This window comes from Streptomyces sp. NPDC090994 (assembly GCF_044768905.1).
In the GTDB taxonomy this organism is placed as follows: Bacteria; Actinomycetota; Actinomycetes; order Streptomycetales; family Streptomycetaceae; genus Streptomyces.
In genome coordinates this window covers 1-25,005 of the sequence record NZ_JBIVWS010000016.1, presented here as the reverse complement: position 1 = coordinate 25,005, position 25,005 = coordinate 1, and the positions used below count along the sequence as shown (strand labels likewise).

Here is a 25,005-nt window from a genome sequence, read left to right as displayed (position 1 = left end):
TGATGAGTGTGAGTACTTCGTGTGAAGGGCTCGTGCGAGGGGCGCTTCACCTCTTGAGACCGGGGCGGGGCGTGATGTGTGACGTTCCGGGGGGGAACGGTTCGTCACCTCACTGTTCGGCGGGTTTCGGCAGCCGGTGGCCGTCGACGTACAGATCGACGTGTTCGTTGTAGAACGCGGTCAGCCCGGCGATGGGGTGGGCCTGGAGGGTGGGGAAGTCGTACGCCCAGGCGATGTCCTCGTGGGTGGCGTCCGGGCCGTCGAAGGACCAGTAGCCGCTGGTCGTCCCCTTGTACGGGCAGCGGGTCACCGTGTCCGAGGGGCGCAGTCGGGTCCAGTCGACGTCCGCGCGGTCGAGGTAGTAGCGGGTGGGCAGGCCGGTCTCGAACAGCTTCACGCAGCCGGTGGCCTCGGCCAGGACGACCCCTTCGACCTCGACCCGGACCGTGCTGTTCGAACGCAGGGCGTCCACCCGGGAGTAGGGGCTGCGGGGGTGCACGAAGACCGGTTCGTCCTCCTCGAACCAGGAGTCCAGTGCGTCCCACTCGAAACGCACCGTGTTGTGCAGCGGGGCCGGGGCGCCCTCCGCCCAGACCCACGCCGCGCCCGCCCGGGTCTCCGGCCCGACCTGGAGCGTGTGCCGGTGGGCGGGGCCGGCACCGAGTTGTTCGGTGTGTCCGTCGTCGTGCAGCACCCCGTCCACCAGGTCCTCGACGGGGATGCTGAACTGGGGGTACGCCTGCCATTCCCACACGTACAGGGCGCGCCGGGTGTCGAAGGCGACCCGGCCGCCGATCGTCCCCCGGATGCGGCGGGGCACGGGTTCGACGTGTCCGACCGGGACGATGAGGCGGGGGTGCAGCACACTTTCGGTTGCCATGGTGACCACCTTGCGTTCGTCGGGGCCATCGACGGCCCCGGTCTGTGCGCCCGATGCTAGTGGCCCACACTGTGTGCTGGGTCATGTCACAGACGCGGTGGGTGTCCGGTCAGTGGGATGTAACTGTTTCTCACGTGGGAGATCCGTCATGGAAGCTCGACTGGACTACTTCGGCAACGCCCTGGCCGGCAAGGTCATGAAGCACCTGAACTCGGCCGGTGCGGCGGTGCACTCGGCGCTGCCGGTGGCCACGCAGGAGCTGGTGAAGATCCGCGCCAGCCAGATCAACGGGTGTGGTTTCTGCACCGACATGCACACCAAGGACGCCGCTGCCGCCGGTGAGGACCAGCAGCGGCTGAACCTGGTGGCGGTGTGGCGGGAGGCCACCGTCTTCACCGACGCCGAGCGTGCGGCGCTGGAGCTGACCGAGCAGGGCACGCGGCTCGCGGACGGTTCGGCGGGGGTGTCGGACGAGGCGTGGGCGAAGGCCGCCGAGCACTACGACGAGGACCAGCTCGTCGCGCTGATCTCGCTGATCGCCGTCATCAACGCCTACAACCGCGTCAACGTCATCAACCGCCAGCCGGCCGGTGGCTACAAGCCCGGCATGTTCGGCTGATCCGACCGCCGCGGCCGGGCGGGGACGGGCGGCGCGACCGCCCGCCCCCGCAGGGCCCGCGGATCCGCGCCACCGCCACCTGACCAGGGCAGGACCCGACATGGACCACTCCCCCGCCGCGGCGCCCGCCGCCGGTCTGCGCCTCGCCAGTGCCCGAGGACGGTGGACGCTGCTGGCCACCGTGCTGGGCTCCGGTGTGGTCCTGCTCGGCTCGACCGTCACCAACGTGGCGCTGCCGCACATCGGCGCCGACTTCGGCGCCGGTCTCGCCGTGCTGCAGTGGACGGTCAACGCCTACATGCTGACCCTGGCCGGGCTGATCCTGCTGGGCGGTTCGCTGGGCGACCGGTTCGGGCGGCGGCGGGTCTTCGTCGTGGGCACCGCCTGGTTCGCGGCCGCCTCGCTGCTGTGCGGCCTGGCCCCGGACGCCGGCACGCTGATCGCCGCCCGGGCGTTGCAGGGTGTCGGCGGCGCGCTGCTCACCCCCGGTTCGCTGGCGATCATCGAGGCGTCGTTCCACCCGGACGACCGGCCGCGCGCGATCGGCCTGTGGTCGGGTTTCGGCGGCATCGGCGCGGCGCTGGGGCCGTTCCTCGGCGGCTGGCTGGTGGACGGCCCCGGCTGGCGCTGGACCTTCCTGCTGAGCGCCGTCCCGGCGCTGCTGTGCGTGCCGGTCGCGCTGCGCCACGTCCCGGAGTCCGTGGGAGCGCCCCGGCCGGCCCCGGCCGGCGGGCGGCGGCCGGGTTTCGACGTGTCCGGTGCCGTGCTGGGCGCGCTGGCGCTGGCGCTGGCCACCTACGCGCTGACCGAGGCGCGCGGCGGCGGCCCGGTGGCCGTGACCGCCGCCGTCGCCGCCGTCCTGGCGGGCGCCGCGTTCCTGCGCGTCGAGCGGCGCGGCGGTGACCCGATGATGCCGCCGGCGATCTTCTCGTCCCGGCAGTTCACCGCCGTCAACCTGATCACCGTGTGCGTCTACGCGGGCACCGGCGGGTTCTTCTTCCTGACCGCGCTGCACTTGCAGATCGTCGTCGGGTACTCGGCGCTGGGCGCCGGCGCGGCCATGCTGCCCAACACGGTGCTGATGCTGCTGTTCTCGGCCGGCGCCGGGGCACTCGCCCAGCGGCTGGGGCCGCGACGGCCGCTCACCGCGGGCCCGTTGGTGTGCGGGGCGGGCATGCTGATGATGCTGCGGGTCGGGCCGGGCGCGTCCTACCCGGCCGAGATCCTGCCCGCGCTGCTGGTGATGGGCACCGGCATGGTGATCCTGGTGGCGCCGCTGACGGTGACGCTGCTGTCCTCGGTGGACGCCGCCGACGCCGGGCTGGCCAGCGGCATCAACAACGCCGCGGCCCGGGCGGCCGGGCTGGTGTCCGTGGCGGCGCTGCCGCTGCTGGTCGGGATGGGGCCGGACGCCTACCGGTCGGACGCGGCCTTCACCGCGGCGTTCGGCCGGGCCATGCCGCTGTGCGCGGGGCTGCTGGCCGTCGGCGCGGCGCTCGCCTTCGGTCTGCTGCCGCGGACCGCCCCGGCCCCCGGCCGCCCGCACGGGCGGGCCCACGGCTGGCTGATGGAGCCGCCGCTGGTCTCCCGTTTCCTGCACCACCGCACCACCGGACCCCGTCTGTGACACCCGGCCGGCACCCGCCGGCCGCGAGGAGAAGGAGCACACCATGTCGTACCCGTACCCGGAGCAGCAGTACTGGGGTGAGGACGGTGAGGTCAGCGCCGTCTTCCGGCCGGCCGGCACCCCGCCGGCCCTCGGGGAGAGCGGTACCGGCAAGGACGCCACCCACTATCTGGCGACCACCGCCACCACCCGGGGCGAGTTCGGGCTGTACCGGGTGGAGATGCGGCCCCGGGCGGGCGGCCCCAAGACGCACTTCCACAAGCGGATCTCCGAGTCGTTCTACATCCTGGACGGCACCGTGCGGGTCTTCGACGGGGTGCGGTGGGTGGACGCCCGCAAGGGCGACTTCCTGCATGTGCCGCAGGGCGGGCTGCACGCCTTCCGCAACGACTCCGACGCGCCCGCCGACATGCTGCTGCTGTTCACCCCGGGCGCCCCGCGCGAGGAGTACTTCGAGCAGGTGGCGCACCTGGCGCACGCCCCGCAGGAGGAGCGCGCCGCGTTCTTCGACAAGCACGACTCGTACTTCACGGAGTAGCCGGTCCCACGGAGTAGCCGGTCCTGCGACGGGGCCCCGCGCCCGTGACATCCCGGTGGCTTTCCGGTGTCACGGGCGCGGGGCCCCGTCGTGCGCGGTCAGGCCGTGGGCCGGGGGGCGCGCAGGTGGGCGCGCTCCTTCAGTTCGGCCTCGTCGACCAGGGTCAGCATGGGCTGGCCGGGGGCGCACAGCATGGTGACGACGAACTCGGTGCGCTCGTCGGCCAGGGCGTTGCCGTCCTGGTAGTGGATGGCGTCACCGCCGGGCTCCCAGAAGGTGCCGCCGGCCTCGACGACCCGTTCGGGCTCGCCCTCCAGCTCGAAGCGGACGGCGCCCTTGGTGACGTAGCCGAAGGCCGGGCCGGAGTGGCGGTGCGGCGGGGTGCCCGGGTCGCCGGGCTCCCACTGGACGTGGATGGTCATCGCCGAGGCGCCTTCGGGGATGACGACCGGGGAGGCGTCCTGGATCACCTTCGCCGCCCGGGTCCAACTGGGGCCGTCCTCGCCACCGGTTCCGTGCCCGTGGTGGCCGTGGTGGGTGTGCTGTGCGTTCTCCGACACTGGGTCGCACCTTCCGTAGTCGTGTCCGTGGCCCTCGGCCGCGGTGGCCGTGCCACCCTCCTGACCGGCTGACCGGTGGTTCTGTGACAGTGCGCGCACGACACGGTGTCACAGGATGTGAATCGGGCCGGTCTAGGTGGATGAGCACGGTGGCACTGAGACGCCCGCCACCGGCCGCGACGGAGGAGAGCCAGATGAGAGTCGTCGTTGTAGGTGCCACCGGTCTGATCGGTGCGCGGACCGTCGCCCGGCTGCGGGACCACGGGGTGGAGGCCGTGCCGGCCTCCCGCGAGCACGGGGTCGACGTCATCACCGGGGAGGGCCTGGACCGGGTGCTGCGCACGGCCGAGGTGGTCGTGGACGTCACCGACGCGCCCACCCGGGAGCAGGACGTCAGCACCGCGTTCTTCACCACCGCCACGGGCAACGTCCTCAAGGCCGCCGCCGCGGCCGGCGTCGAGCACTACGTGGCCCTGTCGCTGGTGGGCGCCGACCGGGTCGGCTCGGGCTACTTCCGGGCCAAGGCGGCGCAGGAGGACCTGGCCCGGCACGCCACCGTGCCGTACTCCCTGGTGCGGGCCACACCGTTCTACGAGTCGCTGGCGGCGGTCGCGACCGCCGGTCTGCGGGCCGGTGGTGTGCATGTGCCGCCGTTGCTGCTGCGGCCGGTCTCGGCGGACGACGCCGCGGCGGCACTCGCCCATGTCGCCGTGGGGCTGCCGCGGTTCGGTGTGCTCGAAGCCGCCGGGCCGGAGGAGCTGAAGCTGGAGAGCGTCACCGTCGAGCTGCTGGCCCGCCTCGGCCGGACCGGCCCGGTGATCCCCGACCCGCGCACCCCGTTCTTCGGCGCGGTGCTCCAGGAGCGGACCCTGCTGCCCGGACCCGACGCCCACCTCGGCCACCACACCTTCGCCCAGTGGCTGCAGAGCCGCTGAACCCGCCCGCCCGCACCGACCGGAAGGCCGCCATGAGTGTTCCGTCCCGGCCCGCTGAGCCCCCCGTGCCCAGCGAGCTCGACCAACTGCCCGACCGCGACCGGGAGGAGACCGCCGAGTGGCAGGCGTCCCTGGACGCCGTCGTGCGCCACGCCGGGCCGGAACGGGCCGCCTATCTGGTGCGGCGGGTGCACGAGTTCGCCGAGCGGACCGGCACCGCCCTGCCGGGGCTGCTGTCCTCCGACTACATCAACACCGTGCCGGCCGCCGCGCAGCCGCCGTTCGACGGCGACCTGGAGCTGGAGACCCGGATCACCGCGCTCAACCGGTGGAACGCCGCGGCGATGGTCACCCGCGGCGCCCCGCTGGGGCTGGGCGGCCACATCTCCACGTACGCCTCGGCGGCCTGGCTCTACGAGACCGGCTTCCACCACTTCTTCCGGGGCAAGGACGGCGACGGCTCGGGCGACCAGCTCTTCCTCCAGGGGCACGCCTCCCCCGGCATCTACGCCCGGGTGTTCCTCGAAGGGCGGCTGAGCGAGCGGCAGTTGGACGCCTTCCGGCGGGAGGCGGGCGGGCACGGGCTGCCGTCCTACCCGCATCCGCGGCGGCTGCCGTGGCTGTGGGAGTTCCCGACCGTCTCGATGGGGCTGGGCCCGCTCAACGCCGTGTACCAGGCCCGGTTCAACCGTTATCTGCACGCGCGCGGCATCAAGGACACCTCCGCCTCGCGGGTGTGGGCGTTCCTGGGCGACGGCGAGACGGACGAACCGGAGTCCCTGGCCGCGCTGACCCTGGCCTCTCGCGAGGGCCTGGACAACCTGACCTTCGTCATCAACTGCAACCTGCAGCGCTTGGACGGGCCGGTACGGTCCAACTCCAAGATCGTGCAGGAGCTGGAGGCCCGGTTCCGCGGCGCGGGCTGGCACGTGGTCAAGACGCTGTGGGGCGCCGCCTGGGACCCGCTGCTCGCCCAGGACACCACCGGTGACCTGGTGCGCCGGCTGGGCGAGGTGCCCGACGCCCAGTTGCAGACGCTGGCCGCGCGGGACGCGGCGTACGCCCGCGAGCACTTCTTCACCGGGCCCGCCCTGGCCGCGCTCACCGCCTCGCTGAGCGACGCGCAGATCACCGACCTGTTCGAGAACTCCCGTGGCGGACACGAGCCGTCGAAGGTGTACGCCGCCTACCGGGCCGCGGTGGAGCACCGGGGGGCGCCGACGGTGGTCCTCGCCCAGACGGTCAAGGGGCACACCCTCGGCTCGGCGTTCGAGTCCCGCAACGCCAACCACCAGATGAAAAAGCTGACGATGGCTCAGTTCCGGGAGCTGCGCGACCTGCTGGACCTGCCCATTCCGGACCGCGCGCTGGCCGGCGACCAGGTGCCGTACTGGCATCCGGGCGAGGACTCCCCCGAGGTGCGGTACCTGCGCGCGCGCCGGGCCGCGCTGGGCGGTCCGCTGCCGCTGCGGCGGGTGGCCGCGGGGCCGCTGCCGCAGCCGTCCGCCAAGCCCTTCGAGGAGCTGGAGAAGGGCTCCGGGCACCAGGAGATCGCCACCACCATGGCACTGGTCCGGCTGGTCAGGGAGCTGATGCGGGACGAGCGGACCGGGGCCCGCTGGGTGCCGATCATCCCCGACGAGGCCCGTACCTTCGGCATGGAGTCGATGTTCCCCACGGCCGGCATCTACTCGCCGCTGGGCCAGACGTACGACCCGGTCGACGCCGGCCAGCTCCTGCACTACAAGGAGAGCGAGACCGGGCAGCTGCTCATCGAGGGCATCACCGAGGCCGGTTCGGTGGCCGAGTTCACCGCCGCGGCGACCTCGTACGCCACGCACGGCGAGCCGATGATCCCGTTCTACATCTTCTACGCCATGTTCGGTTTCCAGCGCACCGGCGACCAGTTCTGGGCGCTCGGTGACCAGCTGGGCCGTGGTTTCGTGATCGGCGGCACCGCCGGGCGTACGACCATGACCGGTGAGGGCCTCCAGCACGGTGACGGCCACTCGCACCTGCTGGCCGCCACCAACCCGGCGGCGGTCAGCTACGACCCGGCGTTCGCATACGAGATCGCCGTGATCGTCCGGGACGGTCTGCGCCGGATGTACGGCGAGCGGCCCGAGGACGTCTTCTACTACCTGACCGTGTACAACGAGCCCCGGCACCAGCCCGCCATGCCGGCGGTGCCGGGCATCGAGGAGGGCATCGTCCGGGGCATCTACCGGTTCCGGCCCGCCGAGCCGGCCGCGGCCGCCACGGCCGGGCCCCGGCTGCAACTGCTCGCCTCCGGTACGGCGATCCACTGGGCCCTGCGCGCGCAGGAACTGCTCGCCGCCGACTGGGACGTGCACGCCGACGTGTGGTCGGTGACGTCCTGGACGGAGCTGCGGCGGGACGCGATGGCAGCGGACGACGCGCGCACGCGCGGCGAGGACCGCACGCCGTACGTCACCCGGGCGCTGGCCGGGGCGCCGGGGCCGGTGCTGGCGGTCAGCGACTGGATGCGGCAGGTGCCGGACCAGATCAGCCAGTGGGTCGAGCAGGACTACTACTCGCTGGGCACCGACGGTTTCGGCCTGTCCGACACCCGTGCGGATGTACGCCGGTACTTCGGGGTCGACGCCGAGTCGATCGTGGTGACGGCCCTGGACCGGCTGGCCCGGGCCGGGCGGCTGCCCGCCGAGACCGTCGCGCGGGCCCGCGAGCGCTACCGCCGGGGGCCGTCCGGGCCCGCCGGTCTGTGAGGAGTTGACCGACGTCATGACGATTTTCCTGAGCCTGCCGGCGGCCGGGGCCGTGCGCGGCGCCGACGGCGAGGAGTCCATCGGCGTCCGGGACCTGGTGCACCTGTCCCTGTAGTACGACCACCGACCCTCCGGGTGGGTCCGGGAGGCGTCGGCGGCCTCCCGGACCAGGAGGTTCTGCTCGCCGCCTTCGCCGCGGCCGGGCCCTCCTCGTGCAGCCGCGCCGCGCCGCGACGACGTCGACGATGTCCGCGTGCAGCCGCGCGTACTCCTCGGCGTCCCTCGTCGTGTGCTCGGCGGGTCCGGGCGGGCTGACGTGCTGGCGCTGGACGATCACGGACGCCTCGCGGCGCAGCGGGTCCGCCCGGTCGGGGCCGAGACCGGTGAGCCGTTCGCGGGCCGCGGCCACCCGGGGCAGCCAGGTGCGCAGCGCCTCGGCCGGCGGGTGCGCGCAGCACCAGGGGCCGTTCCGAGGCAGGCGGTCAGCGCCACCGCGAAGGGATCACCGGAGGTGCCGAGGAGCACGGCACCCGGCGGTCACCGCGGACAGCGTCAGGTTCGTCGCGGCGAGCAGCCACTGCCCGCGCCAAGCGCCAGGCCACCAGTCAGCAGCAGCACGATGCCGCCGGCGTCGAAGCGGTCAGTTGGCCCGTGATGTGGGCGGCCTGGCCGCCGATGCGGGCACCGGCTCCCTCCAGGTCGGTGCCGACCCGGATGGGCGTGCTCTCGATGTCGGGCATCTGATGTCCGTCGGCGGAGAGGGTCGGTCGTCCCAGCCGGGCCGGCGGGAGCCGGACGGCGGTGCGGTTGGCCAGGTTGGCCTGCGGGGCGGTCACCTACGTCCGCCGGCGGCGGGGAGCCGGCCGGCCAGGTCGAGGAGCCGGACCGAGGCGGTGACCGCGCCGTCCGCCGCCACCCGCCGTACGGGGACGGGCGCGTGCCGCAGGATGGCGTCGATCCGGGCGTCCCCCGGCAGACAGAGCCCGTAGAGCGTCTCCCAGCCGCCGTCCACCGCGTGCCGGGCCAGGGCGCGCAGCAGGCGGGTGCCCAGGCCGCGGCCCTGCCAGGCATCCTCCACCAGCAGCGCGGCCTCCACGTCGAAGTGGTCCGGCATCAGGTGTCCCACCGCGACGAAGCGGCCGGTGGTGTCCCGCGCCGCCAGATGGACCGACCCCGGCCGGCCCAGCAGCGTGGGCAGGTAGAATCCGGGGTCGGCCATCGCACGGTGGTAGCGGCTCCACAGGGTCCGGGTGGAGCAGCGGCGGTGCAGCGCCACGACCCGGGCGAGATCGGCGGGTCCGGTCGGGACGATCCGTGGTGCGCGGCGCATCGGTTCGCCGCCGGTCAGCGCACCGAACGGGCGGCGTCCTCGATGACGTCGGTGACCTTGTCCGGCCGTGACACGCTCACCGCGTGCGAGGAGCGGACCTCGTAGGTGTGGGCGCCGGCCCGCTCGGCCATGAACCGCTGGGCGGCGGGCGGGATGTTGAGGTCGCGGGTGGCGACCAGCACCCAGGACGGGATGGTCTTCCAGGCCGGCTCGGCCGCGCCCTCGGCCAGGGCGGCCTCGGTGACCGGCCGCTGGGTGACGGCCATCAGGTCGGTCTCGGCGCGCGGCACGTCCGCCGCGAACTGGTGGCGGAACGTGTCCTGCCGGATGTAGAGGTCGGTGCCCGTGGAGCCGTCGGCGCCGGTGACGGGCACCGGCCGCAGCGCCTCGCCGAGCGTGCTGCCGGGGAACTTCCCGGACAGGTCCAGCGCGCTCTCGCCCTTCTCGGGCAGGAAGGCGGCCAGGTAGACCAGTGCCTTGACGTCCCGGTCGCCGGTGGCCGCGTTGCTGATCACCGAGCCGCCGTAGGAGTGGCCGGCCAGGACGACGGGGCCGTCGATGCCGGCCAGGACGTCCTTGAGGTAGGCGCTGTCACCGCTGAGGGAGCGCAGCGGGTTGGCGACGGCGACCACCGGGTAACCGTCGTGTCTCAGTTCCCCGATGACGTCGTTCCAGCTCGTGGAGTCGGCGAACGCGCCGTGCACCAGGACGACGGTGGGCTTGGCGGCCGGGGCCGGGGCGCCCTTGTCGGCGGCGGCCGGGCCGACCGAGGTGACCAGGACGCTCGCCACGACGCTGGCACCGGCCAGGACGGTCAGGGCGAAACGGGCCCGGGCGGTGCGGGTGGTACGGGCGGACCGGGTGGTGCCGGTCGCGTGGGTGGTGTGGGTGCCGGTGATGCGCGGGGAGCGGTTCATGTCGATGCCTTTCGGGAAGGGGTGGGACGGTTCGGTGAGCGAGCCGGGGTCAGGGCCGGGTGCGGCCGGTGATCTCCCGGTACTCGGTCTCCGAGGGCTTGGTGATCTGGCTGCCGGGGCCGTAGAAGGCCCGGCTGAGCCCGGTGCGCAGCCGCCGGGCGCGGGCGGTCGGCGGACCGTCCGTGTCCCGGGCCGGGACGGGCTCCAGGGGGCGGTACTGCTCGTGCGCGGTCAGCGCATGCCGGTGTGCCTGGTCCAGGACTTCGTGGACCTCGACGTACTCGCCGTGCGGGAGGCGTTTGATGACGCCGGTCTCGCGGCCGTGCAGCACCTTGTCGCGGTCCCGGCGCTGCAGGCCCAGCGCCAGGCGCCTGGTGACGGCGAAGGCCAGCACCGGGACGACGAACAGGCCGATCCGCACCGCCCAGGTGACCCCGTTGACGGAGACGTGCAGCCGGGTGGCGATCACGTCGTTGGCGGCGCCGGTCAGCGCCACCGCGTAGCCGCTGAGCCAGGCGACGCCCAGGGCGGTGCGCACCGGGCGGTTGCGGGGGCGGTCCAGCAGATGGTGGTCGCGGTCGTCGTCGGTGACCCATGCCTCCAGGAACGGGTAGGCGCCCAGGGCCAGGAAGAACAGCACGCCGGCCAGCAGCGGCAGGAAGTTGTCCAGGGCCAGGGTGTGGCCCCACACGTCGATCTCCCAGCCGGGCATGACCCGCAGCAGGCCGTCGGCGACCCCCATGTACCAGTCGGGCTGGGAGCCGGCGGAGACCTGGTCGGGGCGGAAGGGACCGTAGTTCCACACGGGGTTGATCTGCGCGACGGCGGCCATGACGGAGATGACCCCGGCCACGAAGCAGAACAGGCCGGCGGCCCGCACGGCGTGCGCCTTGGCCGGCCGGCCGACCACGTTGCGTTCGGTGCGCCCCGGCCCCGGGTACTGCGTGTGCCGGTGGCGCACGGCGAGGGCCAGGTGGGCGGCGAGCAGGGCGACGATCAGTGCGGGGATGACCAGGGTGTGCAGGGTGTTGAAGCGGGCGATCAGGTCCTCGCCGGGGAACTCGCCGCCGAACAGGAAGAACGACAGGTACGTCCCGACCACCGGGACCGACAGCAGTGTGCCGTTGACCACCTGCAGCCCGGTGCCGGACAGCAGGTCGTCGGGCAGGTCGTAGCCGGTCAGCCCGGCGAACATGGCCAGCACGAGCAGCAGGAAGCCGAGCACCCAGTTCAGCTCGCGGGGTTTGCGGAACGCGCCGGTGAAGAAGACCCGCATCAGGTGCGTGAACAGGGCGGCGACGAAGACCAGCGCCGCCCAGTGGTGGGCCTGGCGGATGAGCAGTCCGCCGCGGACGTCGAAGGACAGGTGCAGGGTCGAGTCGAACGCCTCGGAGACCAGTTGGCCGCGCAGCGGGGCGTAGCCGCCGTCGTAAACGACGGGGGCGGAAGAGGGGTGGAAGTAGAAGCTCAGGTAGACGCCGGTGACCAGCAGGACGACGAGGCTGTAGAGCGCGATCTCGCCGAGCAGGAACGACCAGTGGTCGGGGAAGACCAGGCGCCGGGCGGAGGAGGCCGGCCGGCGGCGGCCCGAGCGGCTGTCCAGCCAGCGGACGAGCCTGTCCCCGCCGTGCCCCTGTTCCGGCCCGGCCGGCCGGCTGTCGTTGCCCATCTGTTCACCATTCGTTTCTGCCGCCCGCGCGGCGCACGGCGGAGCCGACTCGTCCATGACGGTGCCGTTCGCGGTGATGGGGATGATTCGTGAACGGCTGTCGTGAGTCATGACCGGTGACCCGGCGAGGGTGTGACACCCGGCCCGCATTCAGCGCGCGACGACGTTCCGCAGTTCCGCGCCCGCGGCGAACCGGGCCAACTGGTCCCGGATGAGCGTTTCCAGACGGGGCCACAGAGCCGGGGTGAACGCGCCGACGTGCGGGGTGATCAGCACCCCGGGCGCGGTGCGCAGCGGGTGCCCCGGCGGCAGCGGTTCGGGGTCGGTCACGTCGAGCGCGGCCCGCAGCCGGCCGCCGTCGGCCTCCTTCAGCAGGGCGTCGGTGTCGACGACGGCCCCCCGGGAGACGTTGACCAGCAGGGCGCCGTCCTTCATGCGGGCGAGCAGCCCGGCGTCGAACAGCCGCCGGGTGTCCGGGGTCAGCGGGACGCACAGCACCACCACGTCCGCGTCGGCGACGAGCCGGGGCAGGCGGGCCACGGAGTGCACCGGCCCCCGGGGCGTCCGGCGGCCGGTACTGGCGACACGGGTCACGGCGCAGCCGAACGGGGCCAGGAGGTCCTCCAGCGCGGAACCGACGGCGCCGTAGCCGACGATGAGCACCGACCGCCCGTACAGCGAGGAGTGCACCCGTGGCTCCCAGGCCCCCTGCTCCTGGGCGCGGAGCGCCTCGGGGACGCCCCGCAGGGAGGCGAGGACCAGGGTGAGCGCCAGCTCCGCCGTGCCGGGCGCGGGGACGCCCCGCGCGTTGCACAGGGTCACCTCGCGGGGGACGCGGTCCAGGGCGGCCCGCAGTTCGTCGGTGCCGGCGCTGAGGGCCTGGACCGCCCGCAGCCGGGTCATCCGGGCGAGCGGCCCGGCGATGACATCGATGTCCTGGGTCAGCGGCGGGACGTAGAACTCCACTTCGGCCGGGTCCGTCGGATAGGGCGGACGGCCGTCCCAGCGGGCGTACTTGAGCCCCTGGGGCAGGTCGGTGAGACGGGTGAACTGCGCGGGCAGCCATACCTGGGGGGAACTCGCGGTCATGACGACGTACTCCGCTCTCACTACGGTTTCACGAAAGCCGCAGAGTTGACTGCGCGTCCCGTCCCGCTGTGACAGCGCACGGCGGTGACAGCGGTCACTCCCCCAGCGGCGGGTGACACTGTCACAGCTCCGGTCCACACGTTGTCTTGCTGGACATGCATACCGTTGTCACCCGAGCGCCGGCGGCCGTCCGGCCGGTCCCGGACGCCTACGCCGTCACCGCCGAGTTCTACGACATCCTGCAGGCCGAGGCGGACGCCGCGCGGGTGCGCCGGCTCTACCGCCGGGCGGTCGCGGCGGCCCGGCTGGGTGTGCTGGACGTCGGCGCCGGCACCGGCCGGGTCACGCTGATGAGCCTGGCCGAGTCCCGGGCCGAGGTGCACGCCGTCGAACCGTCCCGGGCCATGCGCGGCGCCCTGCTGACCCGGCTCGCCGCGCTGCCCGCGCGGCAGCGGGAGCGGGTGACCGTGCACCCGTACCCCCTGGACCGGGCGGGGCCGGCCGCCGTCGCGGACGTGGCCGTCTGCCACAACATGGTCGGCTGTCTGCCCCCGGCCGCGCGGGAGTCGCTGTGGCCCGCGATCGGCACCGCCCTGGTGTCCGGCGGTTCGCTCTTCCTGCACCTGCCGCCCGGCCGGATGCCCGCGCGCACCCTCGTGCGGCTGCTGCCCGAGCAGCGGGTCGGTGCGCACACCTACGGCGGGCGGCTGACGATGTCGCCCGCCGGGTACCGCATCCGCACCCGCGCCGACTACTGGGTCAGGGACGCTCAAGGGGTACTGCGGGAGCACACCGAGACGTTCTGGATGTGGCCCGCCTCGCGCGCCCGGCTGACCGGGGAGCTGGCGCGGCACGGGTTCGTGCCGCTGCCGGGGTACGACGAGCCGGAGCTGCTGGCGGTCACCCTCGCCGGACCGCGCTGAGGCGGCCGGAGACGGACGGTGTCACAACCCGTGCCGCCGCCCGGTCTCATGGACGACCGCACCGCACGGCTCGCTGTGCGCGCCGCACGACCTGGGACTGGGATCATCATGCCGCGTGTCAATACGTTCGTGATCGTCGGAGGCGGCCTGGCCGCCGGCAAGGCCGCGGAGGAACTGCGCGAGCACGGCCACGACGGGCCGCTCCTCGTCATCGGCGACGAACCGGAACGCCCCTACATCCGCCCGCCGCTGTCCAAGGGCTATCTGCTGGGCAAGGAGGACCGCGAGTCGATCCATGTGCACCCCGAGAGCTGGTACCGGGAGAACGGCGTCGACCTGCTGCTGGGCACCCGGGCGACCGCCGTCGACCCCGGCGAGCGCACGGTGACCCTGGACGACGGGTGCCGGCTGCCCTACGCCGCGCTGCTGCTGGCCACCGGCTCCACGCCGCGCCGCCTGGCCGTCCCGGGGGCGGACCGGGAGAACGTGCTGTACCTGCGGCGGGTCGGCGACAGCGAACGCCTGAAGGCCGCCTTCACCGAGGGCGCCCGGATCGTGGTGGTCGGCGGCGGCTGGATCGGCCTGGAGACGGCGGCCGCGGCCCGCGCGGCCGGCGCCCGGGTGACCCTGCTGGAGCGCGGCGAGCTGCCGCTGCTCAAAGTGCTGGGCCGGGAGGCGGCCGAGGTCTTCGCCCGGCTGCACCTGGACCACGGTGTCGATCTGCGGCCGCACGCCCGGGTCGAGCGGATCACCGGGACCGGCGACCGCGCGGACGGCGTACTGCTGGCCGACGGCACCCGCCTGCCCGCCGACGCCGTGGTGGTCGGCGTCGGCATCACCCCCAACGTCCAGCTCGCCGAGGCGGCGGGGCTGGAGGTGGCCGACGGCATCGTCACCGACCACCATCTGCGCACCTCCGCGCCCGGCGTGTACGCCGCCGGTGACGTGGCGGCCGCCTACCACCCGCGGCTCGGCCGGCGCCTGCGGGTGGAGCACTGGGCCAACGCGCTGCACCAGCCGCGCACCGCCGCGCTGAGCATGCTGGGCGAGGACGCCTCCTACGACCGGCTGCCGTACTTCTACACCGACCAGTACGACCTGGGCATGGAGTACACCGGCTGGACCGAGCCGGGCGGTTACGACCGGGTGGTCTTCCGCGGCTCGGGGCAGGAGCGGCGGTTCGTCGCGTTCTGGATGTCCGGCGAGCGGGTGGTGGCGGGGATGAGCGTCAACGTGTGGGACGTCATCGGCACGGTCCGCGCGCTGATCGAGTCCGGCGCGGCGGTGGACGACGCGCTGCTCGCCGACCCGGGGCTGCCGCTGGAGAGCCTGCTGCCGTGACCCGCCCGGCCCGCACCGCCGAGCGCCGCACCGCCCAGCGCCGCGCCGCCCACCGCCGCGCTGCCCAGCGCCGCACCGCCCCTCGCCCGCACCCCGTGCCCGAGTTCACGAGAGCTGACCCATGACCGACCCTTCCCCGCCCCCGCCGCCCCCGCCGCCCCCGCTGCGCCCGATGCCGGACGACTGGCGGCGGGCGCTGGCCGTGGTGGCCCACCCCGACGACCTGGAGTACGGCTGCTCGGCGGCGGTGGCCGCCTGGACGGCCGACGGCCGGGAGGTGGGCTATGTCCTCGCCACCCGCGGCGAGGCCGGCATCGACACCCTCCCCCCGGCCCAGGCCCGGTCGCTGCGGGAGGCCGAGCAGCGCGCGGCGGCCGCGGCCGTCGGCGTCACCACGGTGGAGTTCCTCGGCCACCCCGACGGTGTCATCGAGTACGGGACGCGGCTGCGCCGGGACATCGCCGCGGCCGTCCGCCGGTACCGGCCCGAGCTGGTGCTCACCCTGAACCACCGGGACACCTGGGCCACCGGCGCCTGGAACACCCCGGACCACGTGGCGGTGGGCCGGGCCGTGCTGGACGCGGTGGCGGACGCGGGCAACCGCTGGATCTTCCCGGAACTCACCGGACAGGGACTGCCGCCCTGGAACGGCGTGCGGTGGGTGGCCGTCGCCAACTCGCCGGCGCCCACCCACGCGGTGCCCGCCGGGCCGGGGTTCGAACAGGGGGTGCGGTCCCTGCTGGCGCACCGCACCTACCTGGAGGCGCTGAGCGACACGGACCCCGAGACGTACGCACGCCGTTTCCTGGCCGACAGCACCGGCACCCACAGCGCCCGGTTCGGCGGCCGGCCCGCCGTCGCCTTCGAACTGTTCGGCCGGTGACCGGCCGCCGGCCGGCCCGCCCGCCGAGAAAGGACCTCCCATGAGTGACGACTCCCCCGCCGTCCTGGACGCCGGACCGTCCGACGGCGTCGACCCGGACGCGTTCGTACGCGCCGCCATGCGGTGGCACTTCGCCCCGGAGACCGGCTCCCGCTACTGGCTCGACCGGGCCGCCCGCCTCCCCTTCGACCCGCGCCGGGACGTCAAGGGGGTGGCCGACCTGGCGCTCTTCCCCGCCCTCACCGACGACCTGCGCGAGGTGCCGGTGGCCGACCTGGTCCCCCGGGGCTACGGCAGCGGCGTGCGGGTGCTCGACGTCTTCGACAGCGGCGGCACCACCGGGGCGCCCAAGCGGGTGATCCAGCTGGCCGACTGGGCGCGGCACAGCACCGAGCAGGTCGACCGGCGGCTGCGGGCCCACGGGGTGCCTACCGGCCGGCCGTGGCTGACCGTGGCCCCGACCGGCCCGCACCTGGTCGGGGACGTGCTCCAGCGGGCGGCGGCGGCCCTCGGCGGTCCGGCGCTCGGCGTCGACATGGACCCGCGCTGGGTACGGAAGCTGATCGCCGCCGGCCGGAGCGACGAGGCCGAGGCGTACACCGACCACCTGGTCGAACAGTGCCGGCGGATCCTGCTCACCCAGGACATCGGCGTGCTCGCCGCCACCACCCCGCTGCTGGAGCGGCTGGCCCGCGAGGACGACCTGCTGGAGCGGATCAACGGCTCCGTCGAGGCGATCGTCTGGGGCGGCACGCACATGGACCCCGACACCCGCCACCTGCTGGCCACCGAGGTCTTCCCGGAGGTGCCGCTCATCGGCATGTACGGCAACACCATGATGCTCACCGCGCTGCTGGAGCGGCCCGGGTCCGGCGCCGCGGAGCCCTGTGTGTTCGACCCGGTGTCGCCGTACGTGTTCCTGTCGGTGGTGGATCCCGGCACCGGGGAGCGGGTCGGGGTGGGTGAGCGCGGCCAGGTGGTGGTCAGCCACGTCAGCAAGTCCATGCTCATTCCCAACAACGCCGAGCGGGACACGGCCGTGCGGGTGCGGCCGGCCGGCGGTCAGGCGGGCGACGCGGTCGCCGATGTGGCGCCGGTGCCGGTGGTGCGCGGCGAGACGGTGATCGAGGGCGTGTACTGATGGCGGACCGGGAGACGGCCGACCGGGACCCGGCCGGAGCGGCGGTGGCCGGGGCCGGCGGCCCGCCGTACCTGGACGCGCTGGGCCCCGGCGGCCCGTACCGGACCCGGCGGCCGAGCGCGGTGACCGATGTGTCCGGGGCCGAGGTGGCCCGGCTGAGCCTGGTGCCACCGCTGTACGTCGGCCGGACGCTGGCCGCGCTGCGCAAGGCCCCGCCGGTGGCACCGGCCGGCCTGGACGCGGTACTGGCGGTGGCGGCCGGGGAGTTCGCCGCCGGCACCGTCGGCGGACTGGGCGTACGCGCCTACGAACACCTCGTCAGCCGGACCTCCGGCACCCCGCTGGCGGTGGTGCGCGCCGCGACCCGGGGCACCGCCCGCTTCGCCGCCCTGGCCCGGTCCTCCGCCGAACAGGGCCGGCCGCGCGGGACGGTGGCCGGCCGCCGGGACCCGGTCCTGGGCGACGGGCACGCGGTGTGGGCCCGGCGCGGCGAGGTGTTCGCCGTGAACGCCTCCGGCAACCACCCCGGTGTGCACCGGCTGTGGCTGGAAGCGCTGGCCCTGGGCTACCGGGTCGCCGTCCGCCCGTCGCGGCGCGAGCCGTTCACCCCGCACCGGCTGGTCGCGGCGCTGCACCGGGCGGGTGTCCGGTCCGACCAGCTGGTCCTGCTGCCCACCGACCACCCCGGCGCCGACACCCTGGTCCGGGGCGCCGACCGCGCGGTGGTGTACGGCGGCGACGAGGTGGTGGCCCGGTACGCCCGCGATCCGCGGGTGCTGCCGCAGGGTCCCGGCCGGAGCAAGATCCTCGTCACCGCCGGCACCGACTGGCGCGACCACTTGGACACGATCGTCGGTTCGGTCGCCGACGAGGGCGGTACCGCGTGCGTCAACACCACCGCCGTCTACGTCGAGGGAGACCCCGCGCCGCTCGCCGAGGCGCTCGCGGCCCGGCTGTCCCGGCTGCCCTCGCTGCCGCCCCAGGACCCGCGGGCGGTGCTGCCGGTGGTCCCGCTGGACCGGGCCCGGGCCCTCGGCGGCTACCTGGGGTCGGTGGCCGCGGGGACCCGCGCGTGGCTCGGCGCGGACGGTGTGGTCGACGGCCTCGGGGACGGCAGCGCCGTCCTGCGTCCCGCCGTCCACCAGGTCGCCGACGCCGGCGCGGCCCAGCTGCGCACCGAACTCCCCTTCCCCTGCGTGTGGGTGGCGCCCTGGGACCGGGCGGCCGGCACCGCCGTGCTGCGGGACACCCTGGTCCTCACCGCCCTCACCCGCGACCGGGCGCTGCTCGACGCGCTGCTGGCGGAACCCACCATCGCCAACGTGTACGTCGGGGACCACCCCACCCACTGGATGGCGCCGGGCGTGCCGCACGACGGGTATCTGTCGGAGTTCCTGATGCGCGGCAAGGCGGTCGTCGGCGGCCTGTGACCGCCGCGCTCAGTGCGGCATGAGCAGCATCACGGCCGTGCCGAGCGCCATCGCGCCGTCGCGCGCGTGCCCGTACGGGTCGCGCGCGGCGGTGCGGTGCGCGTCGTCCGTGGCGGACCGCAGCGCGGGCATCGGACGGGTCAACGACCGTACGCCGCACAGCAGCAGACCCACCGCCAGTACCGCGGTGACCGCGGTGACCGCGGGCACCGGCAGCGCGGCGGCCGCGGTGTGGTGCGCGGCCGGTCCGCCCGCGGCCAGGGTCTGATGGGCGGCACCGTGCGGGGCGGCGCGCAGCATCCAGGCCATCGCCACCATGCCGACCGCGGCCGGCAACCGGGCACCGACCGCCGCCACGGTGCCCGCCGGGCGGCGGCGCGGCGCGGACAGCAAGAACCACAGCGCGGCGCCCGCGCACACGGCCACGGCGGTGCGGCCGGCCAGCGGGTGGGCGAGGCCCCACGGCATCACCGCCATGCCCCCGGCCATGCCGGCGTGCAGCAGGTGGTCCACCCGGTCGCGGCGCCCTGCGCCCCCGGGGCGCAGGACCTGCCGCAGCGCATGGGCCGCCACGAGGGCGAAGAGTACCGTCAGCAGCACGTGCACGAGATCGGCCGGTGTCTTCTGCCACACGGTGTGTGCCTTTCCTGGTCCGGGCGGTTCGCTGTCTTGACCAGGTGTGCGAGCCATCCGTGACACGGTCCGCGCGGACGGTGCGGGCGCCCGATGTCACGGTGTGTCCGCACCCGTCCCAGGGGCCGGCCCGGGTTGCCACCGGCCACCGGCACGTCCGTCACCGGCCGCTTGTAGCATGATGCGCACGACGCCAGAAGGGACAATCGATGGACGCTGGCACCCACTCCGACTCCCTCGACCGAGCGACGGAGGACTTCCTCGCGGCGCGCCCCCAGCTCTTCGGCATCGCCTACCGGGTCCTGGGCAGCGCGGTGGAGGCCGAGGACGTCGTACAGGAGACCTGGCTGCGGTGGCAGCACACGGACCGCGCCAAGGTGAAGGAACCCGCCGCCTTCCTGACCACGGTGGCCACCCGGCTGGCGATCAACCTGGCGCAGTCCGCGCGGGTGCGCCGGGAGTCCTACGTCGGGCCCTGGCTGCCCGATCCGGTGGACACCGTGCAGGACCCGCAGTTGGGCGCGGAGCGGGCCGAGGCGCTGGAGCTGGCGGTGCTGCTGCTCCTGGAGAAGCTCAACCCCGTGGAGCGCACCGCCTATGTGCTGCGGCAGGCGTTCGACTACCCCTACGGGCGGATCGCCGAGATCCTGGAGACCACCGAGGCCAACGCCCGTCAGCTGGTCAGCCGGGGACGCAAGCACCTGGCCGCCGAGCGCAAGGAACGTGTCACACCGGCCGCCCACCGGCGGCTGCTGGAGGTGTTCCTCTCCGCGGCCCGCACGGGCGACCTGTCGGTCCTGGAGGACGTGCTGACCGCCGACGTGGTCAGCTACTCGGACGGCGGCGGCATCCGCGGCGCGTCCAAGATCCCGGTGATCGGCCGCACCCATGTCTCGCGGTACCTGGTGGCGTTCGCCCCGCGCTTCTGGCCGCAGGCGGAGATCCGGTGGGTCGAGGCCAACGGCCTGCCGGCGGTACTGGTCTCGATGGGCGGCACCGCCGTCGCCCTGCTGTGCCTGGACATCTCCACCGAGGGCATCGACCGGATCATGTGGGTGATGAACCCGGCGAAGCTGGCGCCGTACGTGGCCTCCCTGGCGGGCTGACCGGCCGGCGTCACAGGAGCGGGCGCCGGCCGGTCATCCAGTAGTCCGGCCCCGGGCTCGCGCTGATCCGGGGGCGGACCGTACCCAGGCCCCGGGTACGGCGTGGCCGCCGGCGGCGGGACGCCGTACCACGACGACATCGGAGTCACGCCGTGACCGACCGGATACCGCTGCCCGCCCTGTCCACCGAGAAGGACTACGACGGGGACGAGTTCTCGCCCCTCTACACCACCACCGTGACCGTGCACGGCGGCGCGGTCTCGCACGGACGGGCCTCCGGCCGGGCCCGCTCGTCCGACGGCGCCCTGGACCTCGATCTGCGGATGCCCGCCGAACTGGGCGGCGACGGGCGGGGCACCAACCCCGAGCAGCTGTTCGCGGCCGGTTTCGCGGCCTGCTTCCACGGCGCGCTGAGCCTGCTGGCCCGACAGGAGGCTCTGGACCCCGCGGCGATCTCCGTGCAGGCCACCGTGGCCTTCGGCCGGGACCCCGGGGACGGTGGCTATCTGCTCCACGTCGACCTGGTGGTGCGCTGGCCGGGAACCGAACGGGCCCTGGCCACCGCGCTGATGGAGCGGGCGGACGCGCTGTGCCCGTACGCGCGCATGGCCTGGCGGGGCACGCCGACCACCATCACGCTCGCCTCCTGAGCGGCCGGCCGCCGGTCAGGAGGGGAACCACAGGTCGGCGTCGGCGGCTTCCTCCTTGGCGACGACGAACACGGAGATCGCCTTCTTGGGCCGGTGCTGCCGGGGCAGGGCCGCCACCAGGGGGTGGTCGCCGGGCGGCACGGACGGGCGGAACTCCGCGTTGACGGCCCGGTAGTGCGCCCAGTGGTCCGGCAGGTCGTCCTCGTGGAAGACGGCCTCCACCGGGCAGACGGGCTCGCAGGCGTGGCAGTCGACGCATTCCTCGGGGTTGATGTACAGCGTGCGGGTGCCCTCGTAAATGCAGTCCACGGGGCACTCGGTCACACACGCCCGGTCCTTGATGTCGACGCAGGGCTGTGCGATGACGTACGTCATGGCCTTCCCCTTCCTCGGGTCCTCCGGCTCGCAGAGGTGACCAGAGACACCGTCATGTTGTGACACCTCACACGGTCGCGGTCGCCACCGCCGCTGTCCGTGTCACAAACCCCCACCCGGTCCTGTCCTATCGGTGACCCACTCAGAGCGACGGGAGCGATCGTGGCCATTACCGAACAACGTCTTGCCACCACTGTGCTGGTGATCGGTACCGGCGGAGCCGGCCTGCGGGCGTCGATCGAGCTGGCCGAGGCCGGCGTCGACGTCATCGCCGTCGGCAAGCGCCCCAAGGAGGACACCCACACCTCTCTGGCGGCCGGCGGGATCAACGCGGCCCTGGCCACGATGGACCCCGAGGACAGCTGGCAGCAGCACGCCGCCGACACGCTCAAGGAGAGCTACCTGCTCGGTGATCCGCGTACCGCCGAGATCGTCACCCGGGGCGCCGCCCTCGGCATCGACGACCTGGAGCGGTACGGCATGGCGTTCGCCCGCGAGCAGGACGGCCGTATCTCACAGCGTTTCTTCGGGGCCCACACCTACCGCCGCACCGCGTTCGCCGGCGACTACACCGGCCTGGAGATCCAGCGCACCCTCATCCGGCGGGCGGTGCAGCTGGACATCCCGGTGCTGGACAGTGTGTACATCACCCGCATCCTGGTGCACGACGGCGCGGTCTTCGGGGCGTACGGCTTCGACCTCACCGACGGCACCCGCCATCTGATCCACGCGGACGCCGTGATCCTCGCGGCGGGCGGTCACACCCGTATCTGGCGCCGCACCTCCTCGCGCCGGGACGAGAACACCGGTGACTCCTTCCGGCTGGCGGTCGAGGCCGGGGCCCGGCTGCGCGACCCCGAGCTGGTGCAGTTCCACCCCTCCGGCATCATCGAGCCGGAGAACGCCGCCGGCACCCTGGTCAGCGAGGCGGCCCGAGGCGAGGGCGGCATCCTGCGCAACGCCCTCGGCGAGCGGTACATGAGCCGCTACGACCCCGAGCGGATGGAGCTGTCCACCCGCGACCGGGTGGCCCTCGCCTCCTACACCGAGATCAAGGAGGGCCGCGGCACCCCCAAGGGCGGGGTCTGGCTCGACGTCTCCCACCTGCCCCGCCGGACCATCATGGAGCGGCTCCCCCGGGTCTACCAGACCCTCCTGGAGCTGCAGATGCTCGACATCACCCGTGACCCGATCGAGGTCGCGCCCACCGCGCACTACTCGATGGGCGGCGTCTGGGTCCGGCCCGAGGACCACGGCACCGACGTGCGCGGCCTGTACGCCATCGGCGAGGCGGCCAGCGGTCTGCACGGCGCCAACCGGCTCGGCGGCAACAGCCTGATCGAACTCCTCGTCTACGGCCGGCTCACCGGCCAGGCCGCCGCCGCCTACGCGGAGTCGCTGACCGCGCAGCCGCGCAGCGCGTCCGCGACCCGCGCGGCCCGCGCCGAGGTCGACGAACTGCTCGCCGCCGACGGGCCGGAGAACGTGCGCGCGCTGCAACGCGCCATCCGCGACACCATGACCGAACACGCCGGGGTGGTCCGCGACGAGCAGGGGCTGCGCGCCGGGCTGGCGGAACTGGACCTCATCGACAAGCGCATGGAGAACGTCGGGGTGCACCCGGACATCGCCGGGTTCCAGGACCTCGCCCACGCCTTCGACCTGAAGTCGGCCGCGCTGGCGGCCCGCGCCACCCTGGAGGCGGCCCTGGAACGCCGGGAGACCCGCGGCTGCCACAACCGCAGCGACTTCCCGGACCAGGACCCGGCCCTCCGCGTCAACCTCGTGTGGTCGCCGGCCACCGGTGTCACCCGCGAGAGCATCCCGGACATCCCGGCCGAGATCGCCGCCCTCATGACGGACGTCTCCACCGAGGGCAAGCTCGTCGAGTGACGGTGTCACACAAACCCCGCCTACCCGGTCTTCTCCAGTACAGACAGCATCACACCACCCCGAAAGGATCCCCACCATGAAGGTCGTAGTGATCGGTGGCACCGGACTGATCGGCTCCAAGCTGGTCGCCAAGCTCAAGGAGCACGGTCACGAGGCGGTCCCGGCCGCCCCCAACACCGGGGTGAACACGCTCACCGGCGAGGGGCTGGCCGAGGTGCTGACCGGCGCCTCGGTCGTGGTCGACGTCTCCAACTCGCCCTCCTTCGCGGACGACGCCGTCATGGAGTTCTTCCGCACCTCGACCACCAACCTGCTGAAGGCGGAGGCGGAGGCGGGCGTCACCCACCACGTGGCGCTCTCCGTGGTCGGCACCGAGCGGCTCCAGGAGAGCGGCTACTTCCGTGCCAAGCAGGCGCAGGAGGAGCTGATCAAGGGCTCGGGCATCCCGTTCTCCATCGTGCACGCCACGCAGTTCTTCGAGTTCATGAAGGGCATCGCCGACGCGGCCACCGACGGTGACACCGTCCGCCTGGCCCCGGTCAAGATCCGGCCGGTCTTCTCCGACGACGTGGCCGCCACCGTGGGCCGCACCGCCGTCGGCACCCCGGTGGGCGGTGTGGTGGAGATCGCCGGTCCCGACGTGTTCCAGCTCGACGAGCTGATCGGCAAGGGCCTGGCCGCCAAGAACGACCCGCGCAAGGTGGTGGCCGACGTGCACGCGCCGTACTTCGGCGCGGAGCTGAAGGAGACCACGCTGCTGCCCGGACCGGACGCGCACATCGCGGAGACCCGGTTCACCGACTGGCTGGCGCAGCAGCAGCACTGAGCCGCCGGGGGGCGAGCCCTGTGAGGGGGGCCCGTCGCCCGTGCGTGGGGCCTGTCGTCCGCGGCGCGGTACGGCAGGCCCCTTTTTTTCTCATCCCGGCCCACCTCTTTTCCCACCCCGGCCCACCTCGTCACCGACGGGCACCACCGTCTGAGGAAGCGAAACGAATGACCATGTCCCTCCATCACGACCAGGCCGTCTCCCCCGGCTTCCGTCCGTACCCGGGCCTGACCGGCGCGTACACCATCGACCCGGCGCACAGCATGATCGGCTTCTCCGTGCGGCACGCCATGATCTCCACCATCCGCGGCCGGTTCGACCGCTTCGAGGGCCTGCTCCTGCTCAACGGCTCCCACCCCGCCCGGTCCGAGGCGTACGTCAGTGTGCAGACCGACAGTGTGAACACCGGGATCGAGGAGCGCGACGGCCATCTGGCGGGCCCGGCGTTCTTCGACTCCGCGACGTTCCCGCTGATGAGCTTCCGCTCCACCGGTGTCCGCCCGCTCGGTGACGACACGTTCCGGCTCGCGGGCGCGCTGCGTGTCAAGGACGTCGAACTGCCCCTGGACATCGACGTCGTCTTCGGCGGCGCCGGCGACGACGCCCACGGGCGGCACCGGGTCGGTTTCGAGGGCGCGGCCACCCTGCGGCGTTCGGACTGGGGGCTGGCCTGGAACACGCCGCTGGAGACCGGCGGGGTCCTCGTCGGTGACAAGGTGACGCTGACCCTGGACGTCTCGGCGGTCCGCGCCGACCGGGAGTCCGGCGCCTGACCGGCGGCCGGCGCGTGTGGGGCGGGGGGGGGTTGGGGGGGGGGCCCCCCCCCCCCCCCCCCCCCGCCCCGCGCCCCCGCCCGGCCCGCCACGGCCCGGGCCGGGCGCGCGGTCGGGGCA

Annotated in this window: 24 protein-coding genes; 15 read left to right on the top strand and 9 right to left on the bottom strand. The window is 73.8% G+C overall.

From position 1 onward, the window contains the following. Positions 1-109 precede the first annotated feature (109 nt). Positions 110-880, bottom strand: coding sequence for a DUF427 domain-containing protein (locus ACIQR3_RS27300; RefSeq protein ID WP_403543286.1), 771 nt, complete (start codon positions 878-880; stop codon positions 110-112). 148 nt (positions 881-1,028) lie between these two features. Between ACIQR3_RS27300 and ACIQR3_RS27295 the strand changes: the two genes are divergently transcribed. The 3 genes from ACIQR3_RS27295 to ACIQR3_RS27285 all read left to right on the top strand — a co-directional run bounded on the left by ACIQR3_RS27295 (position 1,029) and on the right by ACIQR3_RS27285 (position 3,664). Beyond that, positions 1,029-1,499 (top strand): carboxymuconolactone decarboxylase family protein, encoded by a 471-nt coding sequence (locus ACIQR3_RS27295; RefSeq protein ID WP_403543285.1) that lies wholly within the window; start codon positions 1,029-1,031, stop codon positions 1,497-1,499. Positions 1,500-1,599: 100 nt separating this feature from the next. Continuing rightward, positions 1,600-3,126: an MFS transporter gene (locus ACIQR3_RS27290; protein ID WP_403543284.1), complete on the top strand. Its 1,527-nt coding sequence runs from the start codon at positions 1,600-1,602 to the stop codon at positions 3,124-3,126. A 43-nt stretch (positions 3,127-3,169) separates the two neighbouring features. Next, positions 3,170-3,664 carry a cupin domain-containing protein gene (locus tag ACIQR3_RS27285; protein ID WP_403543283.1) on the top strand — a complete coding sequence of 165 codons (495 nt, stop codon included), beginning with the start codon at positions 3,170-3,172 and terminating at the stop codon, positions 3,662-3,664. Between the two features lie 98 nt (positions 3,665-3,762). Here the strand turns inward: ACIQR3_RS27285 and ACIQR3_RS27280 are convergent, their stop codons facing one another. Further along, positions 3,763-4,224, bottom strand: coding sequence for a cupin domain-containing protein (locus ACIQR3_RS27280; protein ID WP_403543282.1), 462 nt, complete (start codon positions 4,222-4,224; stop codon positions 3,763-3,765). A 194-nt stretch (positions 4,225-4,418) separates the two neighbouring features. Between ACIQR3_RS27280 and ACIQR3_RS27275 the strand changes: the two genes are divergently transcribed. Both ACIQR3_RS27275 and aceE read left to right on the top strand, forming a co-directional pair. Then, positions 4,419-5,159 carry an SDR family oxidoreductase gene (locus ACIQR3_RS27275; protein ID WP_403543281.1) on the top strand — a complete coding sequence of 247 codons (741 nt, stop codon included), beginning with the start codon at positions 4,419-4,421 and terminating at the stop codon, positions 5,157-5,159. A 32-nt stretch (positions 5,160-5,191) separates the two neighbouring features. Continuing rightward, positions 5,192-7,906 (top strand): pyruvate dehydrogenase (acetyl-transferring), homodimeric type, encoded by a 2,715-nt coding sequence (gene aceE / locus ACIQR3_RS27270; protein ID WP_403543400.1) that lies wholly within the window; start codon positions 5,192-5,194, stop codon positions 7,904-7,906. A gap of 605 nt (positions 7,907-8,511) precedes the next feature. Here the strand turns inward: aceE and ACIQR3_RS27265 are convergent. The 5 genes from ACIQR3_RS27265 to ACIQR3_RS27245 all read right to left on the bottom strand — a co-directional run bounded on the left by ACIQR3_RS27265 (position 8,512) and on the right by ACIQR3_RS27245 (position 12,911). Then, a complete protein-coding gene (locus ACIQR3_RS27265) occupies positions 8,512-8,742 on the bottom strand; it encodes a hypothetical protein (protein WP_403543280.1) in 231 nt (76 codons plus the stop codon). Next, positions 8,739-9,236, bottom strand: a complete 498-nt coding sequence (locus ACIQR3_RS27260) for a GNAT family N-acetyltransferase (RefSeq protein WP_403543279.1) — start codon at positions 9,234-9,236, stop codon at positions 8,739-8,741. Before ACIQR3_RS27260 ends, ACIQR3_RS27265 begins: the two co-directional genes overlap by 4 nt. A gap of 14 nt (positions 9,237-9,250) precedes the next feature. Further along, a complete protein-coding gene (locus tag ACIQR3_RS27255) occupies positions 9,251-10,153 on the bottom strand; it encodes an alpha/beta fold hydrolase (protein WP_403543278.1) in 903 nt (300 codons plus the stop codon). 49 nt (positions 10,154-10,202) lie between these two features. Next, the gene (locus tag ACIQR3_RS27250; RefSeq protein WP_403543277.1) at positions 10,203-11,822 is read right to left on the bottom strand and encodes a cytochrome bc complex cytochrome b subunit; all 1,620 of its coding nucleotides are present in this window, start codon (positions 11,820-11,822) and stop codon (positions 10,203-10,205) included. Between the two features lie 150 nt (positions 11,823-11,972). Further along, positions 11,973-12,911 (bottom strand): 2-hydroxyacid dehydrogenase, encoded by a 939-nt coding sequence (locus tag ACIQR3_RS27245; protein ID WP_403543276.1) that lies wholly within the window; start codon positions 12,909-12,911, stop codon positions 11,973-11,975. A 155-nt stretch (positions 12,912-13,066) separates the two neighbouring features. On the opposite strand from ACIQR3_RS27245, the gene ACIQR3_RS27240 reads away from it, so the two are divergent. From ACIQR3_RS27240 to ACIQR3_RS27220, 5 genes are all read left to right on the top strand, one after another. Next, the gene (locus ACIQR3_RS27240; RefSeq protein ID WP_403543275.1) at positions 13,067-13,834 is read left to right on the top strand and encodes a methyltransferase; all 768 of its coding nucleotides are present in this window, start codon (positions 13,067-13,069) and stop codon (positions 13,832-13,834) included. 108 nt (positions 13,835-13,942) lie between these two features. After that, positions 13,943-15,175, top strand: coding sequence for an NAD(P)/FAD-dependent oxidoreductase (locus tag ACIQR3_RS27235; protein ID WP_403543274.1), 1,233 nt, complete (start codon positions 13,943-13,945; stop codon positions 15,173-15,175). Between the two features lie 121 nt (positions 15,176-15,296). Further along, entirely contained in the window at positions 15,297-16,058 is a 762-nt protein-coding gene (locus ACIQR3_RS27230) for a PIG-L deacetylase family protein (RefSeq protein ID WP_403543273.1), read from the top strand. A gap of 40 nt (positions 16,059-16,098) precedes the next feature. Continuing rightward, positions 16,099-17,199 (top strand): phenazine antibiotic biosynthesis protein, encoded by a 1,101-nt coding sequence (locus ACIQR3_RS27225; protein WP_403543272.1) that lies wholly within the window; start codon positions 16,099-16,101, stop codon positions 17,197-17,199. Further along, positions 17,199-18,629, top strand: coding sequence for an aldehyde dehydrogenase family protein (locus ACIQR3_RS27220; RefSeq protein ID WP_403543271.1), 1,431 nt, complete (start codon positions 17,199-17,201; stop codon positions 18,627-18,629). The genes ACIQR3_RS27225 and ACIQR3_RS27220 overlap by 1 nt, the downstream gene beginning before the upstream one ends. A 9-nt stretch (positions 18,630-18,638) precedes the next feature. Here the strand turns inward: ACIQR3_RS27220 and ACIQR3_RS27215 are convergent, their stop codons facing one another. After that, positions 18,639-19,262, bottom strand: coding sequence for a DUF5134 domain-containing protein (locus ACIQR3_RS27215; protein WP_403543270.1), 624 nt, complete (start codon positions 19,260-19,262; stop codon positions 18,639-18,641). Between the two features lie 209 nt (positions 19,263-19,471). On the opposite strand from ACIQR3_RS27215, the gene ACIQR3_RS27210 reads away from it, so the two are divergent. Further along, a complete protein-coding gene (locus ACIQR3_RS27210) occupies positions 19,472-20,368 on the top strand; it encodes an RNA polymerase sigma-70 factor (RefSeq protein WP_403543269.1) in 897 nt (298 codons plus the stop codon). A gap of 152 nt (positions 20,369-20,520) precedes the next feature. After that, positions 20,521-21,018, top strand: coding sequence for an Ohr family peroxiredoxin (locus tag ACIQR3_RS27205; RefSeq protein WP_403543268.1), 498 nt, complete (start codon positions 20,521-20,523; stop codon positions 21,016-21,018). A gap of 15 nt (positions 21,019-21,033) precedes the next feature. Here ACIQR3_RS27205 and fdxA read toward each other — a convergent pair whose 3' ends face one another. Next, entirely contained in the window at positions 21,034-21,393 is a 360-nt protein-coding gene (gene fdxA / locus ACIQR3_RS27200; RefSeq protein ID WP_403543267.1) for a ferredoxin, read from the bottom strand. Between the two features lie 162 nt (positions 21,394-21,555). Here fdxA and ACIQR3_RS27195 point away from each other — a divergent pair, with 162 nt between their 5' ends. The 3 genes from ACIQR3_RS27195 to ACIQR3_RS27185 all read left to right on the top strand — a co-directional run bounded on the left by ACIQR3_RS27195 (position 21,556) and on the right by ACIQR3_RS27185 (position 24,885). Beyond that, positions 21,556-23,286: an L-aspartate oxidase gene (locus tag ACIQR3_RS27195; RefSeq protein WP_403543266.1), complete on the top strand. Its 1,731-nt coding sequence runs from the start codon at positions 21,556-21,558 to the stop codon at positions 23,284-23,286. Positions 23,287-23,362: 76 nt separating this feature from the next. Continuing rightward, entirely contained in the window at positions 23,363-24,112 is a 750-nt protein-coding gene (locus ACIQR3_RS27190; RefSeq protein WP_403543265.1) for an SDR family oxidoreductase, read from the top strand. A gap of 167 nt (positions 24,113-24,279) precedes the next feature. After that, positions 24,280-24,885 (top strand): YceI family protein, encoded by a 606-nt coding sequence (locus ACIQR3_RS27185; protein ID WP_403543264.1) that lies wholly within the window; start codon positions 24,280-24,282, stop codon positions 24,883-24,885. The last annotated feature ends 120 nt before the right edge of the window (positions 24,886-25,005 follow it).

Excerpts from the sequence above, each read along its gene's own strand:
- fdxA (WP_403543267.1), bottom strand. The coding sequence starts at position 21,393 with ATGACGTACGTCATCGCACAGCCCTGCGTCGACATCAAGGACCGGGCG.
- ACIQR3_RS27250 (WP_403543277.1), bottom strand. The coding sequence starts at position 11,822 with ATGGGCAACGACAGCCGGCCGGCCGGGCCGGAACAGGGGCACGGCGGG.
- ACIQR3_RS27245 (WP_403543276.1), bottom strand. The coding sequence starts at position 12,911 with ATGACCGCGAGTTCCCCCCAGGTATGGCTGCCCGCGCAGTTCACCCGT.
- ACIQR3_RS27290 (WP_403543284.1), top strand. The coding sequence starts at position 1,600 with ATGGACCACTCCCCCGCCGCGGCGCCCGCCGCCGGTCTGCGCCTCGCC.
- ACIQR3_RS27225 (WP_403543272.1), top strand. The coding sequence starts at position 16,099 with ATGAGTGACGACTCCCCCGCCGTCCTGGACGCCGGACCGTCCGACGGC.
- aceE (WP_403543400.1), top strand. The coding sequence starts at position 5,192 with ATGAGTGTTCCGTCCCGGCCCGCTGAGCCCCCCGTGCCCAGCGAGCTC.
- ACIQR3_RS27230 (WP_403543273.1), top strand. The coding sequence starts at position 15,297 with ATGACCGACCCTTCCCCGCCCCCGCCGCCCCCGCCGCCCCCGCTGCGC.
- ACIQR3_RS27260 (WP_403543279.1), bottom strand. The coding sequence starts at position 9,236 with ATGCGCCGCGCACCACGGATCGTCCCGACCGGACCCGCCGATCTCGCC.
- ACIQR3_RS27275 (WP_403543281.1), top strand. The coding sequence starts at position 4,419 with ATGAGAGTCGTCGTTGTAGGTGCCACCGGTCTGATCGGTGCGCGGACC.
- ACIQR3_RS27285 (WP_403543283.1), top strand. The coding sequence starts at position 3,170 with ATGTCGTACCCGTACCCGGAGCAGCAGTACTGGGGTGAGGACGGTGAG.
- ACIQR3_RS27295 (WP_403543285.1), top strand. The coding sequence starts at position 1,029 with ATGGAAGCTCGACTGGACTACTTCGGCAACGCCCTGGCCGGCAAGGTC.
- ACIQR3_RS27300 (WP_403543286.1), bottom strand. The coding sequence starts at position 880 with ATGGCAACCGAAAGTGTGCTGCACCCCCGCCTCATCGTCCCGGTCGGA.
- ACIQR3_RS27220 (WP_403543271.1), top strand. The coding sequence starts at position 17,199 with ATGGCGGACCGGGAGACGGCCGACCGGGACCCGGCCGGAGCGGCGGTG.
- ACIQR3_RS27210 (WP_403543269.1), top strand. The coding sequence starts at position 19,472 with ATGGACGCTGGCACCCACTCCGACTCCCTCGACCGAGCGACGGAGGAC.
- ACIQR3_RS27255 (WP_403543278.1), bottom strand. The coding sequence starts at position 10,153 with ATGAACCGCTCCCCGCGCATCACCGGCACCCACACCACCCACGCGACC.
- ACIQR3_RS27235 (WP_403543274.1), top strand. The coding sequence starts at position 13,943 with ATGCCGCGTGTCAATACGTTCGTGATCGTCGGAGGCGGCCTGGCCGCC.
- ACIQR3_RS27185 (WP_403543264.1), top strand. The coding sequence starts at position 24,280 with ATGACCATGTCCCTCCATCACGACCAGGCCGTCTCCCCCGGCTTCCGT.
- ACIQR3_RS27240 (WP_403543275.1), top strand. The coding sequence starts at position 13,067 with ATGCATACCGTTGTCACCCGAGCGCCGGCGGCCGTCCGGCCGGTCCCG.
- ACIQR3_RS27190 (WP_403543265.1), top strand. The coding sequence starts at position 23,363 with ATGAAGGTCGTAGTGATCGGTGGCACCGGACTGATCGGCTCCAAGCTG.